The following is a 16,148-nucleotide window of genomic DNA, read 5'->3' as shown; positions in this document are numbered from 1 at the left end:
GGAGGAAAGAATATGGATAAGAAAGAATTATTTGAAAAAGTTGTTGATATTATGGCTGAAAGTTTAAGCATCGAAAAAGAAAAAATAACCGAAGATGCTAATTTAACAGATGATCTCGATCTTGATTCTTTAGAACTCGTTGATTTAACTATGGACTTTGAAAATGAATTAGGTATATCCATAGAAGATTCAGAACTTGAGAAAATAAAGACAGTTGGAGATATTGTTGAAATATTAGCAGCAAAAAATTAACTTCCCCTTTTGGAATTTTTTTAATAAAAGGAGCACCTTGTGCTCCTTTTATTATTAATGCCTATATCTTAAATTGTTCAAAAAATTCCTTTTCAGTTAATATTCGAATACCATATTTTTTTGCTTTTTCCAATTTGCTACCTGCATTTTTTCCTACTACCAATAAATCAAGTTTTTTGGTTACTGTATCTTTAAATATACCACCATTCTTTTCAATAACTTCTTTTAGTTCTCTACGTGACATTCTTTCTAATTCTCCAGTTACACAAATATTCATATTTTTAAAAATATCACCTATTCCCTCATTTTCTTGAGTTAATTTAATCCCATATTCTTTTAATTCATCGATTATATCTTTTATTCTTTTGTTTCTGAAAAAATCATATATTTGCTGAGCAATATCTTCCCCAATTCCCTCTATGGATATTAATTCATCGTATTCAGCATTTATGAGATTATCAATACTTTTGAATTTTATTGCAAGATCTTTGGCTATTTTCTTTCCAACATTTGGAATCCCCAATGCATATAAAACTTTCTCTAATCCTCTATTTTTAGATTTTTCAATTTGTTGTAAAATTTTGCTTATCATTTTTGGACCTATACCGTGCCCCAATGTGGCGAGTTTAAAATGATCTAGCTTATATAAATCAGATACCTTTTCTACTAATTTTGCTTCAACAATTCTATCAATTAACTTTGGTCCTAAACCCTGTATGTTCATTGCATCTCTTGATACCCAAACTTCTAAATTTCTTTTTAATTTCGCTTTGCATAATGGGTTTAAACATCTTACTGCTATTTCTTGAGAATTCATCTTCCCAACTTTTCCACCACAAACAGGACATTTTTCAGGAATTTTAATCTCTTTTTCCTCTCCAGTTCTTTTTGTTGTTAAAACTGTAACTATTTGCGGAATTATTCCTCCAGCTTTTTCTATTTTTACATAATCATTAATTCTAATATCTCTTTCTTTTATATAATCAAAATTGTGTAAACTAGCTCTTTGAACAGTAGTTCCTTCTAAAAATACTGGTTCAAAAATAGCCACAGGAGTAATTATGCCAGTACTTCCAACTTGAAATATAATATCTTTGATTTTTGTAATTGCCTGTTCAGCTGGAAATTTAAAGGCTATTGCCCATCTTGGACTACGTGCGGTATTTCCTAATTTTTTTTGATATTCAAAATTGTTAACCTTTATAACAGTTCCATCCACATCATACTCTAATTTGTTTTTATTTTCTGTCCAGTATTTCCAATATTCAATTACTCCATATATATTTTTAGATAGCTTAGTTTCTTTGTTCACTTTAAATCCCAATTTTTCTAAGTACGTTAAGGCATCTATCTGTGTTTTTATATTATGTTTTTCAGGTTCTAATATATAATAAATAAAAGAATCAAGATGTCGTTTAGAAACTTCAGATGTATCAAGAAGTTTAATAGTACCTGCAGTTGCATTTCTCGGATTTGCAAACACGTTCAGCCCTTCATTTTCTCTTTCTTCATTTATTCTTAAAAACTCCTTTTTAGGCATAAAAACCTCTCCGCGAACCTCAATGGTCACGGGTTCTTTTAATTTTAGAGGTATGCTCCTAATTGTTTTAATATTTTCTGTTACATCGTCTCCATTTATTCCATTTCCCCTTGTTATTCCCTGAATTAAGATTCCATTTTCATACCTTAGCGATATTGAAATTCCATCTATTTTTAATTCGCATGTATATTCAACATTTTTAAGATTAAGAAGTTTTTTTATTCTTTCATCAAATTCTATAACTTCTTTTTCATTATATGTGTTATCCAAACTCAGCATAGGAACAGTATGTGGCACAGTGTTAAATTGTTTTAATATTTTACCTCCAACTCTAAAACTTGGAGAATCTGGTGTTTTTAATTCCGGATATTTTTTTTCTAATGTTATTAGTTTTTTAAATAATTTATCATAATCGGTATCAGAAATTAAAGGATTATTTAATACATAGTAGTAATAATTATATTTTTCTATATTATTTTTTAGTTCTTCATACTCTTTTTTTATATCTTCTGATATCATAATAATTATTTCCACCTTTCATTAATTATCATCAATTATATTTATATTTTCAATATTCTCTATATACATCAATTCTTTTTGGATTTTGGATATTTCCATATAACCTGGTTTTTCCAGAACAAAATATAATATCCCATCATCTTTTTGTGAAAAGTCGATATTTTTTAATATTATATTATTATGTTTTGAGAATATATCCAATATTTCTTTAATATCTTTTTTATCTTTTAAAGTTATTTCAATAGTTCTTTCCATATTTAAATGTTTTGAAAATTTGTTTATATATAAAATAATTAGCGTTATTATTAAAGCGCTAATCCCTACGAAATATGCGCCTGCACCAAATGTCATACCTATTGATGCAGATACCCATAATGTTGCAGCGGTGGTTAATCCTTTAACTTTATTACCATTCTTTAATATTGTACCTGCACCTAAAAATCCTATTCCTGAAACAATCTGAGCTGCAATTCTTCCTGGGTCTCCAACTTTTGCTATAGGGTCATAAAATGATGTTATCGATATAATTGTCAATATGCTCGCACCTAAAGACAACAGCGCATGAGTTCTGATTCCAGCTGGTCTATTTATTTTTTCTCTATTATATCCAATTAAGGCCCCAGATATTGAAGATAATATTATTTTTATTATTATTTCATAATATGTCATCGTTCCACCTCTTCGATTATCACCATTGAAACTGCGTAATTGTTTTCGTGAGATATTGAAATATGTATTTTTATTTCACCGAATATTTCTTCTATATATCTTAATGTTTCTTTATCTATATAAGGTTTTCCATTTTCATTATTAAGAATGCTTATTTTTTTAAAAGGTATAAAAATCCCACATGCTTTTATTAATGATTCTTTTATAGAAAATCTTCCTGCAATAAACTCTTTTTTTCTTTTTCTGCCTTGAAACTTCTTTAATATTTTTAATTCTTTTTCGCTTAATATCTTATTTTCAATACCATCTGTTATTCTATCAATCTCAACTATATCTATGCCTATTCCCTTTATCATTCAAATTCCATCCTTATATTATCTCCATTGTTTATTTTCTCATTAAAGCTGAATATTTCTTTATCATTTATAAATATTCTATATTTGGTGAAACTGCTTATATCTAAATCTATATGTAAAAATAGGTCTAATAATTTTATATCTTTTTCCACTTTTTCTACCTTAATATGCATACCGTTATAAACTTTATTATTTATATCTATTTTATTGTTTTTATCTTTTACTATAATTTCTTCTATCGGTATTTCTATATTATTCCCATTCAAAACCACTGTAATAAACTTTTCTGGTTTAATATCAATAAAATCTGCAATATTTGGTAAATCAATGAATTTTGTGTTTAATCTGTCACCATCTTTTATTTCATCATAATCATTCAATATATTTCCATTTCTTAAAATGATTTTTCCTGCTGGTATTTCATAAGAATTATCGTTAATTGAGAATTTTATTACTGTAGTTTTTATATTTAAATCTTTTACAAAAGGATTTTTTATTTCTATTTTATCCCCATCATTTAATTCCTCTGAAATATCTGTTTCTTTATCTTCTCTATAGATTTTGGGATATATTTCATATAATTTTCCATCGATATATATTTTATACGCTTTTATAATATCTTTAAAGTATACCTTTTTTATTTTTCCATTTTCAGGCTTGCCAACTTCGATTATATCTCCCGGTTTTATAGGTGATTTTAAATCGGCTTTCATCCCATTTATTTTTATTTCTGCCTCTTTTCCTTTTTCACCAGGAATAAATTTCAATTCACCATTTATCTCATAAGATATTGCTGGAGCTGGCTTGCCTACAAGATCATTTATTCCAAATCCCGCCTGTAATAATACCTGTATTACAGAAATATTTCCACCAACCAGCATCATATTAATAGGCTTATTGTTAACCAAAACTCTTGCAAATACATTCCCTTCATTTTTATGTGCAACATATGCTATTCCAACTGGCGTGATAAATTCACTACCTTCAATTGTTTTATCTTCATTTTCAAATTTCACATAATCTATATTTTTTACGTCTTTTAAAGTTATTCTATTTTTTGACAAATTTAATTTTAAAGATAATTTTTCTACAAATCCTGGAACTTTACCTCCACCTCCAACTACCATTACAGCTATTGGAGGTTTTCCATTTAATTCTAAAATTTTTTCTGCTATTTTACCTGTAATTTCTTCAATTGTTGGATTTATAATTTCCATAATTTCATCTTTTGTTATTTCGTGCTCAAAATCTAAAATGTCTTTATATTTTAATATAGTATCATCGCCAGAATTCAGAGCTCTTTTCAATCGTTCAGCAGTTTTAAAGTCGACAAGTAATTCTTTAGAAATTGCTTCTGAAATTTCATCTCCAGCCATTGGTACCATTCCATAACCGATTATTGTTCCATCTTTGGATATTGCTATATCGCTGGTACCTGCTCCAACATCTATCATGGCTATATTTAGTGTTCTTAAATCTTCTGGTACAATTAAATTCATAGCTGCTATAGGTTCAAGCGTAATATGAACAGGTTCTAAATTATTAAGTTCTAATACAGCCAACATAGCATCTACAACATTTTTCGGCAAAAAAGCTGCTATTACTTTTACTTTTGCAACATTCCCTTTTTGACCTTCTAATTTTTTTATCCACTCTCCGTCAATTTCATAATATAATACAGAATATCCCACACAATAAAAATTTTTCTCAATTTCTAAATTTTCAACTGCATTTTTTACCGCTTCTAATTCTAAAGTCTTTACTGTATTATAATCAATATATTTGTTTTCAGATATGTTTTTTTCATATTCTCCAACAGTTGTAACTAAAAATCTACCTGCTAAGGCTACAGCAACATGTTTTATTTCGTTATTTTTTTCTTTAAGCTTATTTATTACTTTCTCAACACCTTTTGACACTTTAGTAACATCATGAATTTGCCCATCAAGCATAGCACGGTTCTCATGCTCTTTTATTGCAATATCTTTTATTATAATTTCTGAATCTTCATTCATTTCTGATATTAATCCAACAATAAATCTTGTGCCTATATCCAGTGCAAACATAATACACCTCCAATGAGGATTTGTTATTTTATCTCTATATATGTAACTCCAGTTCCGCCTTCTTTATCATTACCAAGTCTAAATGATTTTATTTTTTTATTTTTTCTTAAAAAATTCCATATACCCATTGCTAATTTTCCAGTTCCCTTACCATGAATTATATATCCATTATTAGAGTTTGACAAAATCATATCGGAAATAAATTTTTCTATTTCCGGTATAGCTTCTTCTACAGTCATACCTCTTATATCTATTTCATTCTTTTTATTATGAACAATATATACCTTTTCAATTTTCTTTTCTTTTTTTATCTCATCTTTTTCAATATTAATTTCATCCATAGAAACACTTAATTCAAAAGGCTTATCAAAGAATTTTATTATAATTTTGTCACCCTTTATTTTTATAACTTTTGCCTTTTCACCTGAAATATTCACTATATCCCCAATTTGTATATTTGTTTTTTTTCTTTTTTTATCATTAATTTTTATTTTTTCTATTTCTCTTTTTTTATTTTCAACCATTTTACCCAATTCTCTCAGTTGGTTTATATTTTTTTCTTTTTTTAGTATACTAATGTAATAATCTATTTCTTTTTTCAATTCTCTCAGATAATTTCTATATTTTTTTATGTCTTCATCTATCTTTTCAATTTCTTTTTTCTTTAATATTTTCATTTTTTCTTCTAAATTCTGTTTTAATTCTATAACTTCTTTATGTTTTAATTCATGTTTTTCCTTTTCTTTTTCTAATTCTTCATATATTTGAGTTAAGTTTTCTATAATTTTATCATCAAAGACCTGTTCTTTGCTTAAAAAATTATTTGCCTTTAATAATACATCATTTGGTAATCCCAATCGCTCTGCAATATCAATAGCATGAGATGCTCCTGGAACACCGACTAATAATTTATAAGTGGGCATTAAGTTTTCTTTGTCGAACCCCATTGAAGCAGACATTAAATTTTCGTTTTCTATTGAAAATATTTTTACTGCTGATAAATGGGAAGTTATAAAAAATGTAGATTTAAGTTCTATCAATTTTTCAATTATCGCTAATGCTAATGCAGAACCTTCTATAGGATCTGTTCCTGTTCCAAGTTCGTCTATTAGTATCAACGAATTTTCGTCGCTATTATCCAAAATATATTTTATATTTTTCAAATGAGCAGAAAATGTGCTCAATGTTTGTTCAATGCTTTGCTCATCCCCAATATCTGTATATACATTGTTAAAATATGGAATTTTTGCATTATATGCTGGAATTGGGAAAACTGCGTGAGAAAAAATCACACTAATTCCAATTGATTTTAAGACTACTGTTTTTCCTCCCGTATTAGGCCCTGTAATTATCATTCCACATTTATCTTTCGATAATTTCAGATTTACAGGAACAACTTCATCTTTTTTTATTAATGGATGTCTAATACCATCAAGTACTATTGTATTATTTTTATAATCAGGTAATGAAAATACATAATTATACTCTTTTGCATATCTGATTTTAGCTGTTAAACCATCAATATACTCAACTATTTCAATAGTTTTATTTATTGAATATATATTTTTTGTAATTTCTAAAAAAATATTCCCCAATATCCTTGAGATTTCAGATTTTTCCAACGCTATTAAATCCTGAAGTTCTGAATTTAATTTTCCTATCTCATATGGTTCAATATAAACAGAAATCCCTGTATCAGAATACGCAATTATCGTACCACCTATTTTATTTTTATATTCACTCCTTACTACTATACAATATCTATTGTTTTTTAACGTTGGTTGTTCTAAAGATACATATTTATGATATTTTGATATGGTTCTTTTTAGAGCAGCGCTTAGATTTTTTTTTATTATATCGATTTTTTTTCTTAACTGTCTTAACCTATCACTCGCCGTGTCTTTAATATTTCCGTCTTCATCTATAGATTTATCCACTAATTTTATAACTTTGTTCGTATCAGGAATAGAATTAAATATTTTATCTAATTCATTGTAACTTTTTAATAGTTTCTTATTTTCATCTCTGACATTTAATATTTGAGATAAAAAATTAGATATTTTTTTATATTCAACAGGTGTTAAATACATATTATTTTCAATTTTTTCTATTTCTAAATAAATTGCAGGAATTCCCCTTAAATCAAATTCTCCATATTTTAGAATAAATTCCTGATATTCTTTTAATATCATATATTCTTTTTCTAACAATTTATAATCTTTTATATATTCAAATTTTTCTAAAATATATTTCTTTCCATATTTTGAAAAAGAATATCTCGAAATCTTTTCCAATATTTTATTTATTTCTAAATCGTTATATGATTTTTGATTCATTAATTAAAAGAGCACCTCCATACCTAAAGAAACGGGAAAATAATTTATTGTGACCATCTTATTATCCGTTGAAAAATATCTTGATTCATATCCTGCAAACAATGATAAATTAAAACTTGATATTTTATATGAAATGCCCAGATTTATGCTAATAGAAGTTGATAATGATTGAAATTGATCCTCTGTATGAACTCCACCAAATGCTAACACATTAAATTTTGAGTTAAACAAAAATTCTGTATTGTATAATGTTGCAATACCAAATTCATATCCGGCACTTTCTATTATGGCATTTAAATCTTTCATCTGTGTTTTATCAAGATTATCATAAATTATATATCCAAAATAAGGTCCAAAAAGCATTTCTGGAGAATCTTCAGCTGGATACATTATAGCAATTTTAAAAGAATAATAATTAAAATCTTTGAAGTTTTCATCCCATGTGTTTATATCTAAAGATGTTGATGATGAGGTTATTCCATAAGTTCCTATTGTAAAAAGGTTAAAAGAAAATCCAAAGAAACTAAACAATATTAAGAATAGAAGTAAGATTTTATTTTTTGCCATTTTACCCTCCCCTTTCAATTGGTTAATTTACCCTTTCTGTAGATAAAATTATCTTTTTCAATTTTTCAGGATTTAATACATATTCTTCTAAAAGTTCTTTTCTTGTTCCCTGGGGTACAAATTCATCTTTTATTCCAAATGCATGGAAATTGCATTTTATTTTGTTTTCTAATATATACGTTTTTATTTCTTCATTAAATCCACCTTTTATATTATTTTCTTCAACAGTAATTACATTAGATGTATTTTTTAGGTAAATATCTAAAATGTGTTTATCCAATGTTTTTATACTTCTTACACCAATTACAGTTGCATTTAATTCATTCCATAAATCTTTATATTCTTCTATCAGTTGCCCAACTACAAATATGACATTTTTCTCATTTCCTTTTTTTATTATTTTCCAGCTATAATCTACAATTTTTAAATTATCAAATATTTCATTTATGTTTAGCAATTCACCTCCACGAGGAAATCGTATAAATGTGGGAATATTCAAGTCTTTCTCTAAAGATGTATATATCATATTTGCTAAATCCTGAGCATTTAAAGGTGTTAGTATCTCAATATCTGGAATCAATCTTAAATATGAAATATCAAATACTCCGTGATGTGTGGGACCATCTTCACCAACTATTCCTGCTCTATCCAGTAAAAATAAAACAGGAATTTTTTGCAATGCTATATCGTGTATTATTGAATCAAAAGCTCTTTGCATAAATGTTGAATAAATATCAACAATAGCAAATGTACCTGCCAATCTTACCCCACCAGCTGCAGTAACAATAGAAGGTTCTGTAATACCTAAATCTATAACTCTTTCTGGATATATTTCTTTTAATATATTAAGTCCTGTACCTTCTTCCATTGCAGCAGTAAAAGCTACAAATTCATAATTTTTAGCAATATATTTTAATGTGTTTCCAACTACTTTTGAGTAAGAAATCTTTTCTGTTTTTTTATTACTAACTCCATGAAATTTTGTTGGATTCTTTTCTGCAAAATCCATTCCTTTACCTTTAATAGTCTTCAAATGTAAAATACATGGCCCATCTTTATAGTTTTTTATAAATTTTAAATTTTTTTCTAATTCTTTAATGTTATGCCCGTCCACTGGTCCATAATACTTTATTCCCATATCTTCAAAAACACCTATAGCACTATTATAAACTGTATGTTTTATTCCATCTCTTAGTCTTTTCAAAGCATGTTCAATGTCAATTCCTACTTCGGTACTTTCCAGAGAACCCTTAAGCTTTTCTTTAAAAGTAAAATAATCATTTGATATTCTAATTTTATTAAGCATTTTAGCTAAAGCTCCAACATTAGGGGAAATAGACATTTCATTGTTTAACAAAATTAATTTTATTTTTGAGTTTACTGATTTTAATTGATTTAGCGATTCGAGTATCATACCACTTGTCATAGCGCCATCGCCAAAAATGGCTATAATATTTTTTTCAATTCCCTGTTTTCTAAAGCCTATTTCATAGCCCAATGCTGCAGCTATTGATGTTCCCGCATGCCCTGCACCAAAATAATCATATTCACTTTCAAAAATGTTTGTAAAACCACTAATTCCATTTTTTTGTCTCAATGTTTTAAAATTATTCCATCTTCCTGTTAATAATTTATGTATATATGCCTGATGACTTGTATCCCATATTATAATATCTTTTTTCGGATCAAAAACTCTATATAAAGCCAGTGTTAATTCAACAACTCCCAGATTAGAAGACAAATGACCCGTATTTTTAATTACTGTATTATATATGTATTCTCTTATTCTTTTTGCAAAAGAATTTAGCTGTTCATAATTCATTTTTTTTATTGAATGATATAATGGTTTTTCTTTCATATAATCACCTCTACAATCTCTTAAATTCTTCCTTAGCGAGTCTATCTAATATTCCATTAATAAATTTCGCACTCTTTTCATTAGAGTATTTTTTTGCTAACTCCACAGCTTCATCTAAAATAACTTTTGGAGGTATATCTTTTCTATTATTTAATTCAAAAATTGCCAATCTTAAAATTGCTTTTTCAATATAAGCAACTCTATCAAATTCCCAATTAACTAAATATTTTTTTATCAATTCATCATAATCATTTTTGTTATTAATTATATTTTCTAAATAAATTTCCGCTTCCTCTATAAGGCTTTGAGGGACCTTTTTATCTTTCAAAAGGTCCCTCAATAAATTTTTTATTGTTTCATAAGATATTTCTTCATTAAAATCAATTTGAAATGTACTTTCTAAGACTGCTTCTCTAATTCTTCTTCTTTTTGATATCAATTTTCAACACTCCCATTATTTTCATCCTCTTCAAATTCATTTTCTGAAGTAATTTCATCTTCAAATTCTGGATACTTTTCCACTTCTTCGAAAGTTTCTTCATTTTGACTTACTATCAAACCATCTAAGATTATATCCACATTTCTTACAGGAACTTCTGTCATTTTTTCTACTTCTGATTTCAAAAATTTTTGTAAATTTTTTGCAAATTCTATAATACTAACACCGTATTTTGCTTTAGTTTTAATATATACAGATATTGTCTCATCATCATTTTCAACAATTTTTATCATTTTAGCAATATCTTTTTCATTTAATTCAATTTCTGGAACATTTTCTTTAAAATACAACTGATAAGATTTCATGGCCAATTCTTTTAAAGCTCCATCAGTAAACGAAAGCTCTCCAAATTGGTTATTTTCATTAATGGCCATACTTCCCCTCCTCTCAGGCTCTTTCTATATAATCTCCTGTTCTCGTATCTATTTTTACTTTTTGTCCAACTTCAACAAAAAAAGGAACTGTTGTCTTCAAACCCGTTTCTAATTTTGCAGGTTTTCCTCCACCGGATGCTGTGTCACCTTTAAAGTTTGGTTCAGTTTCAACTACTTCTAAAATTACTACAGTAGGCAAGACTATTCCAACTGGCTTTTCATCATAAAATGTTAAAGTTACTTCTAAATTATCAATCAAATAATCTTTTGCTTCTGAAACATCTTCTTCTGATAATAAATATTGTTCATATGTATTCAAATCCATAAAAACATAATTATCTCCATCATGATATAAATATTCGGCAGGTCTATAATCTAAAGCAGCTTCTTCAACTTTTTCACCGGAATTAAAATTTTTATCTACAACATATCCTGTTTTTAAATTTTTTAATTTTGTTTTTATTATACCACTACCTCTTCCGGTAAAATGTTTTTGCATACCCAAAACTCTATATAATTCACCATCCATAACAATAATCATTCCTTTTTTTAAATCACCTACAACTACCATAACTCTTATAACCTCCCTTAAAATTATAAAATAATTAAATTTTTATCGAAAGAAGTTAATGTTTCACAACCTTCTTCTGTTATTACAATATTATCTTCTATTCTCACGCCAAATTTCCCTGGTAGATATATACCTGGCTCAATAGTAATAACATCACCTACTTGAGATATAGTTTCAGAATTTTTTGATACTCTTGGATTTTCGTGAACTTCAATTCCCAAACCATGACCAAGACTATGAGTAAAGTATTCTCCATATCCTCCTTCAGAAATAATATTTCTTGCTACTTTATCCAATTCAGAATATTTCATTCCTGATTTTGCTGCTGCAATAGCTGCTTTTTGCGCTTTTAACACAAGTTCATAAATTTCTTTTTGTTTTTCAGAAATATTCCCAACAGCTATTGTTCTTGTTATATCAGAATTATACCCATTTGCATATGCACCAAAATCTATAACTATTAATTCTCCATTTTCTATTTGTTTTTCACTTGCAATACCATGTGGAAGAGCACCTCTATAACCTGATGCAACTATTGTTTCAAATGCATAGTTATCAGCTCCGTATAATTTCATATTATATTCTAATTTTGCAGCAAATTCCTTTTCTGTCATACCTATTTTAAAAGTATCAAGAGTTTCCTCCAAAGCTTTTTCAGCAATAACTGCTGCTTCTTTAATAAAAGAAATTTCCTGTTGAGTTTTAATTCTTCTCATTTCATTTATTATATCCTCTGCTGGTACAAATTCATAATTTTCGAACTTTTTTAAAATATTTATATAAATATTTGAAGATACCTTGTTTGACTCAAATCCTATTTTTGAACCCTTTGGAATTGTAATAATAGTATTTAATTCCTCTGACAATTTACTTTTAAAAAGAGTAGGTTTAATTCCTGTTTGTTTTTCTGCTTGTTCAGTATATCTACCATCAGTTGAAAACTTTATATCGTTATGTGTAATAAAAATTACTGAAAAAGATCCTGTGAATCCTGTTAAATAATAAGATGTTGGTTTTGAAGAATTTTCGATATTTATTATCAAAAAAGCATCCAATCCTTTTTCCAACATTTTTTCTCTTAATTTTTTTATTCTATTTTCAAACATGCTGAAATCCCCTTTCTAAAATTTATATATTCATATTATATCATAGAATTAAAAAAGTTTTAATTGATTTTCATTTCGTTTGAATCTTTTTTGCTTTATTTTTTTCATGCTTTTTAATTTGTTTTCAAATTCTGTTTTATTTGAAATTTCTTCCATTATTTCCTTAGCTCTATCCACAACTTCTCCAGGAAGGCCTGCTAACTTTGCCACTTCTATACCATAACTTTTATCGCTAATCCCATCCTCGATTTTATGTAAAAAGATTATACCAGATTCAGTTTCTAAAACTTTTACTCTTTTATTAATAATACCATCATAAAAATCATTTAACATTGTTAATTCCATATAATGTGTAGCAAAAATTGTATATGATTTTAATACCTGATATATATATTCAGATGTAGCCCAAGCCACACTTATTCCATCAATAGTACCTGTCCCTCTTCCAACCTCATCGAGTAAAATTAAACTATTCTCATCAGCATTATTCAATATTGTTGATACTTCTGACATTTCCACTAAAAATGTGGATTTACCACTTACAACATCATCTTTTGCCCCTATTCTGGTAAATATATTTTTTAAAACAGGTATTTCTGCTTTTCTTGCAGGTACATAAGAACCTATTTGAGCCATTATAGAAATAATACCGATTTGTCTTAAATATGTGGATTTACCACTCATATTTGGTCCTGTAAGTATTACAAATCTATTTTCTTTAGTAAGATTTATTGTATTAGGAATAAAATTATCAGTAAATTGTTCTACAACTGGATGCCTTCCATCAATAATTATAAAATTTTCTTCATTAAATTTTGGTCTGATATATTTATTTTTTATTGAAACTTCTGCAAATCCCCTTAAAATATCTATTTTAGATATTTTATTGGAAAGTTTTTTTAAATCTTTAATATATTTTTGAAGTTCAACTATTAAATTATTAAATATTTTCTTTTCTAACTCATCTATTTTTTTCTCAGCAATTGCATATTTTTCTTCTAATTCTCTTAGTTCTTGTGTAATAAACCTTTCAGAATTAACTAACGTTTGTTTTCTTATATAATACTGCGGAATTTTATCAATATTTGCTTTTGTAACTTCAATATAAAAACCATATATTTTATTTCTTGAAACTTTCAAATTTGATATTCCTGTTTTTTGTTTTTCTTTTGATTCTATTTCTTTTAAATACAAATTTGAATTTTCAAAAATCTCTTTATATTGATCCAATTCATCATTATACCCTTTTCTTATAACCTTTCCAGTTCCAACCTGCGTTGTCGGTTCATCAACTATTGCCTTATTCAATAACTCTTTCAAATTATGAAATTCATCTAATGTCTCTAATCCCAATATAGTTAATAATTCATTAATATAAGGCAAAGCATCAAGAGATGTTTTTAATGCAACCAAATCCCTCGGAGTAGCCCTTAACAGTGCAATCCTTGAAGATATTCTTTCTATATCTCTAATTGAACTTAAATATTCTTTCATTTCTTCCATGATTAATTTATCATTTCTAAATAATTCAACAATTTCTAATCTCTCTTCAATTAAATTTTTATCAATTAAAGGTTTTGAAATCCATTGTTGAAGCATTCTTGCTCCCATAGATGTTTTTGTAAGCTTAATAATATCATACAAAGTTTTTCCTTTATTTTCTTTATTTGGAAGTAACCCTAAATTCAATATTGTAGTGGAATCCAAAACCATATTGTTTGTATTTTTAAATCGTTTCGGAAAAGAAAAGTGGGTTATTTTTTGTTTTTGAGTAATTTCAAGATATTTAAACACAGCACCTAATGATAATAATTCATTTTTATTCAAATTTAAAACATCAATATTCACAATTTCATAACTTTCTTTTATTATATCTTCAAAATTTTTATTGAAATACCATTCATCTAATTCTTCAATATAAATATTTGATTGAATGTTTTTTATTTTATTTCTCAATGTTTTTAGATTTTTAGAAATTAGAATCTGGACAAAAGAATATGAAGAAATAAAATCCAAAATTTCATTTTCTGAATAATTGAATGTATCTATATACAACTCTCCAGTACTAAAATCGAAAACAACAAATATATATTCTTCGCCTTTTAACGAATATATTAAAAGAGAATATCTATTGTTTTCATCTATCATATTTTCTTCCACTACAGTACCAGGAGTTAAAATTTTTGTTACTTCTCTTTTTACAATTCCTTTTGCAGTGGCTGGATCTTCAACTTGCTCACATACAGCTACTTTCAAGCCACTTTCAAGAAGCTTTTTTAAATAATTATCAAGAGCATGATAAGGTATTCCTGCCATTGGATGGCCATTCCTCTGAGTTAAAGTTATTTGAAGAATTTCGCTGGTAATTTTAGCATCGTCAAAAAAAGTTTCATAAAAATCTCCTAATCGAAACAATAAAATACAATCTTTATATTCGTTTTTTATTTCCAGATATTGTTTCATCATTGGAGTTAAATTGTTGATAATATCACCTTCCCATTACATTAGGGTGCTTTCGCACCCTAATGATGTTTCATTATGAAATTATTGTATCAGGGCGCATTTGCGCCCTGATACTTTATTTTATTTCTTTTCTGCTTTTAATAACTTTATCGATCAAACCGTATTTCAAAGCTTCTTCAGCGGACATGAAATAATCTCTATCTGTATCTTTTTCTATTGTTTTTAAATCCTGACCTGTATGTTCGCTTAATATATTATTTAGCATTTTTTTAATTCTTAATAATTCTTGAACCTGAATTTCAACATCTTTAGCCGTTCCCTGAGCACCACCCCATGGTTGATGGATCATGATTCTTGAATTAGGCAAGGCAAACCTTTTTCCTTTTGCTCCAGCTGCCAATAATACAGCTCCCATTGATGCTGCCTGCCCTATACATATTGTAGCAACATCTGGTTTTATATATTGCATTGTATCATACATCGCTAAACCAGCAGTTACAGAACCACCTGGACTGTTAATATATAAATATATGTCTTTTTCAGGGTCTTGTGCTTCTAAAAAAAGCAATTGTGCGACAACTAAATTTGAAACATAATCATTAACATCTGATCCTAAAAATATGATTCTATCTTTTAACAATCTTGAATAAATATCATAAGCTCTTTCATATCTTCCTGTAGATTCAACTACAACTGGTATTGGCATACTCATTGTGAATTCACCTTCCTTATTTTTTCAAATATTTTTCCCACTGGAAGAGCCAATAAAAACATATGGCCACTATCTGTAAATATTATTGATCTTACACTTTTTCCATAAGTTAAATCAACCAAACTTGTTGTATTTTGATGTTCTTTTTTTAATCTCTTATAATGAGCGAATTTTTCTGGTATAATAGAATGTATCCTTTCCGCAACTAAAAAAGAGTTTTTTGTTACATTTATGATAGCCATATTTTCACCTCCATAGAT

At 27.4% G+C, this 16,148-nt stretch carries 15 protein-coding genes; 1 reads left to right on the top strand and 14 read right to left on the bottom strand.

Annotation, left to right across the window (positions count from 1 at the left end; all coding sequences use genetic code 11):
* Positions 1–12: 12 nt before the first annotated feature.
* The gene (locus tag X274_RS00575) at positions 13–252 is read left to right on the top strand and encodes an acyl carrier protein (protein WP_047264843.1); all 240 of its coding nucleotides are present in this window, start codon (positions 13–15) and stop codon (positions 250–252) included.
* A gap of 61 nt (positions 253–313) precedes the next feature.
* On the opposite strand, the gene ligA is transcribed toward X274_RS00575, so the two are convergent.
* The 14 genes from ligA to X274_RS00505 all read right to left on the bottom strand — a co-directional run bounded on the left by ligA (position 314) and on the right by X274_RS00505 (position 16,130).
* Positions 314–2,311, bottom strand: coding sequence for an NAD-dependent DNA ligase LigA (gene ligA / locus X274_RS00570; RefSeq protein ID WP_047264842.1), 1,998 nt, complete (start codon positions 2,309–2,311; stop codon positions 314–316).
* Positions 2,312–2,332: 21 nt separating this feature from the next.
* On the bottom strand, positions 2,333–2,980 hold the full coding sequence (locus tag X274_RS00565; RefSeq protein WP_047264841.1) for an MgtC/SapB family protein: 648 nt from the start codon (positions 2,978–2,980) through the stop codon (positions 2,333–2,335).
* The gene (gene acpS / locus X274_RS00560; protein WP_047264840.1) at positions 2,977–3,336 is read right to left on the bottom strand and encodes a holo-ACP synthase; all 360 of its coding nucleotides are present in this window, start codon (positions 3,334–3,336) and stop codon (positions 2,977–2,979) included. The genes X274_RS00565 and acpS overlap by 4 nt, the downstream gene beginning before the upstream one ends.
* A complete protein-coding gene (locus tag X274_RS00555; protein ID WP_052913094.1) occupies positions 3,333–5,402 on the bottom strand; it encodes a cell division protein FtsA in 2,070 nt (689 codons plus the stop codon). The genes acpS and X274_RS00555 overlap by 4 nt, the downstream gene beginning before the upstream one ends.
* Positions 5,403–5,425: 23 nt before the next feature.
* Positions 5,426–7,738 carry an endonuclease MutS2 gene (locus X274_RS00550; RefSeq protein ID WP_047264838.1) on the bottom strand — a complete coding sequence of 771 codons (2,313 nt, stop codon included), beginning with the start codon at positions 7,736–7,738 and terminating at the stop codon, positions 5,426–5,428.
* A 3-nt stretch (positions 7,739–7,741) separates the two neighbouring features.
* On the bottom strand, positions 7,742–8,305 hold the full coding sequence (locus X274_RS00545) for a hypothetical protein (protein ID WP_047264837.1): 564 nt from the start codon (positions 8,303–8,305) through the stop codon (positions 7,742–7,744).
* Positions 8,306–8,327: 22 nt separating this feature from the next.
* Positions 8,328–10,163 (bottom strand): 1-deoxy-D-xylulose-5-phosphate synthase, encoded by a 1,836-nt coding sequence (gene dxs, locus X274_RS00540; RefSeq protein WP_047264836.1) that lies wholly within the window; start codon positions 10,161–10,163, stop codon positions 8,328–8,330.
* A gap of 10 nt (positions 10,164–10,173) precedes the next feature.
* On the bottom strand, positions 10,174–10,602 hold the full coding sequence (nusB, locus tag X274_RS00535; protein ID WP_047264835.1) for a transcription antitermination factor NusB: 429 nt from the start codon (positions 10,600–10,602) through the stop codon (positions 10,174–10,176).
* Positions 10,599–11,036, bottom strand: coding sequence for an Asp23/Gls24 family envelope stress response protein (locus X274_RS00530; protein WP_047264834.1), 438 nt, complete (start codon positions 11,034–11,036; stop codon positions 10,599–10,601). Before X274_RS00530 ends, nusB begins: the two co-directional genes overlap by 4 nt.
* A gap of 13 nt (positions 11,037–11,049) precedes the next feature.
* The gene (gene efp, locus X274_RS00525) at positions 11,050–11,607 is read right to left on the bottom strand and encodes an elongation factor P (RefSeq protein ID WP_047264833.1); all 558 of its coding nucleotides are present in this window, start codon (positions 11,605–11,607) and stop codon (positions 11,050–11,052) included.
* Positions 11,608–11,630: 23 nt separating this feature from the next.
* Positions 11,631–12,713, bottom strand: a complete 1,083-nt coding sequence (locus tag X274_RS00520) for a M24 family metallopeptidase (protein ID WP_047264832.1) — start codon at positions 12,711–12,713, stop codon at positions 11,631–11,633.
* Positions 12,714–12,761: 48 nt separating this feature from the next.
* Positions 12,762–15,176: a DNA mismatch repair protein MutS gene (gene mutS, locus X274_RS00515; protein WP_047264831.1), complete on the bottom strand. Its 2,415-nt coding sequence runs from the start codon at positions 15,174–15,176 to the stop codon at positions 12,762–12,764.
* A gap of 115 nt (positions 15,177–15,291) precedes the next feature.
* Positions 15,292–15,888, bottom strand: a complete 597-nt coding sequence (clpP, locus tag X274_RS00510) for an ATP-dependent Clp endopeptidase proteolytic subunit ClpP (protein ID WP_047264830.1) — start codon at positions 15,886–15,888, stop codon at positions 15,292–15,294.
* Positions 15,885–16,130 carry a DUF370 domain-containing protein gene (locus X274_RS00505; RefSeq protein ID WP_047264829.1) on the bottom strand — a complete coding sequence of 82 codons (246 nt, stop codon included), beginning with the start codon at positions 16,128–16,130 and terminating at the stop codon, positions 15,885–15,887. The genes clpP and X274_RS00505 overlap by 4 nt, the downstream gene beginning before the upstream one ends.
* Positions 16,131–16,148: the final 18 nt, after the last annotated feature.

The organism is Marinitoga sp. 1155 (assembly GCF_001021175.1).
Taxonomy (GTDB): domain Bacteria; phylum Thermotogota; class Thermotogae; order Petrotogales; family Petrotogaceae; genus Marinitoga.
This window is presented reverse-complemented; position numbering and strand designations above follow the sequence as displayed.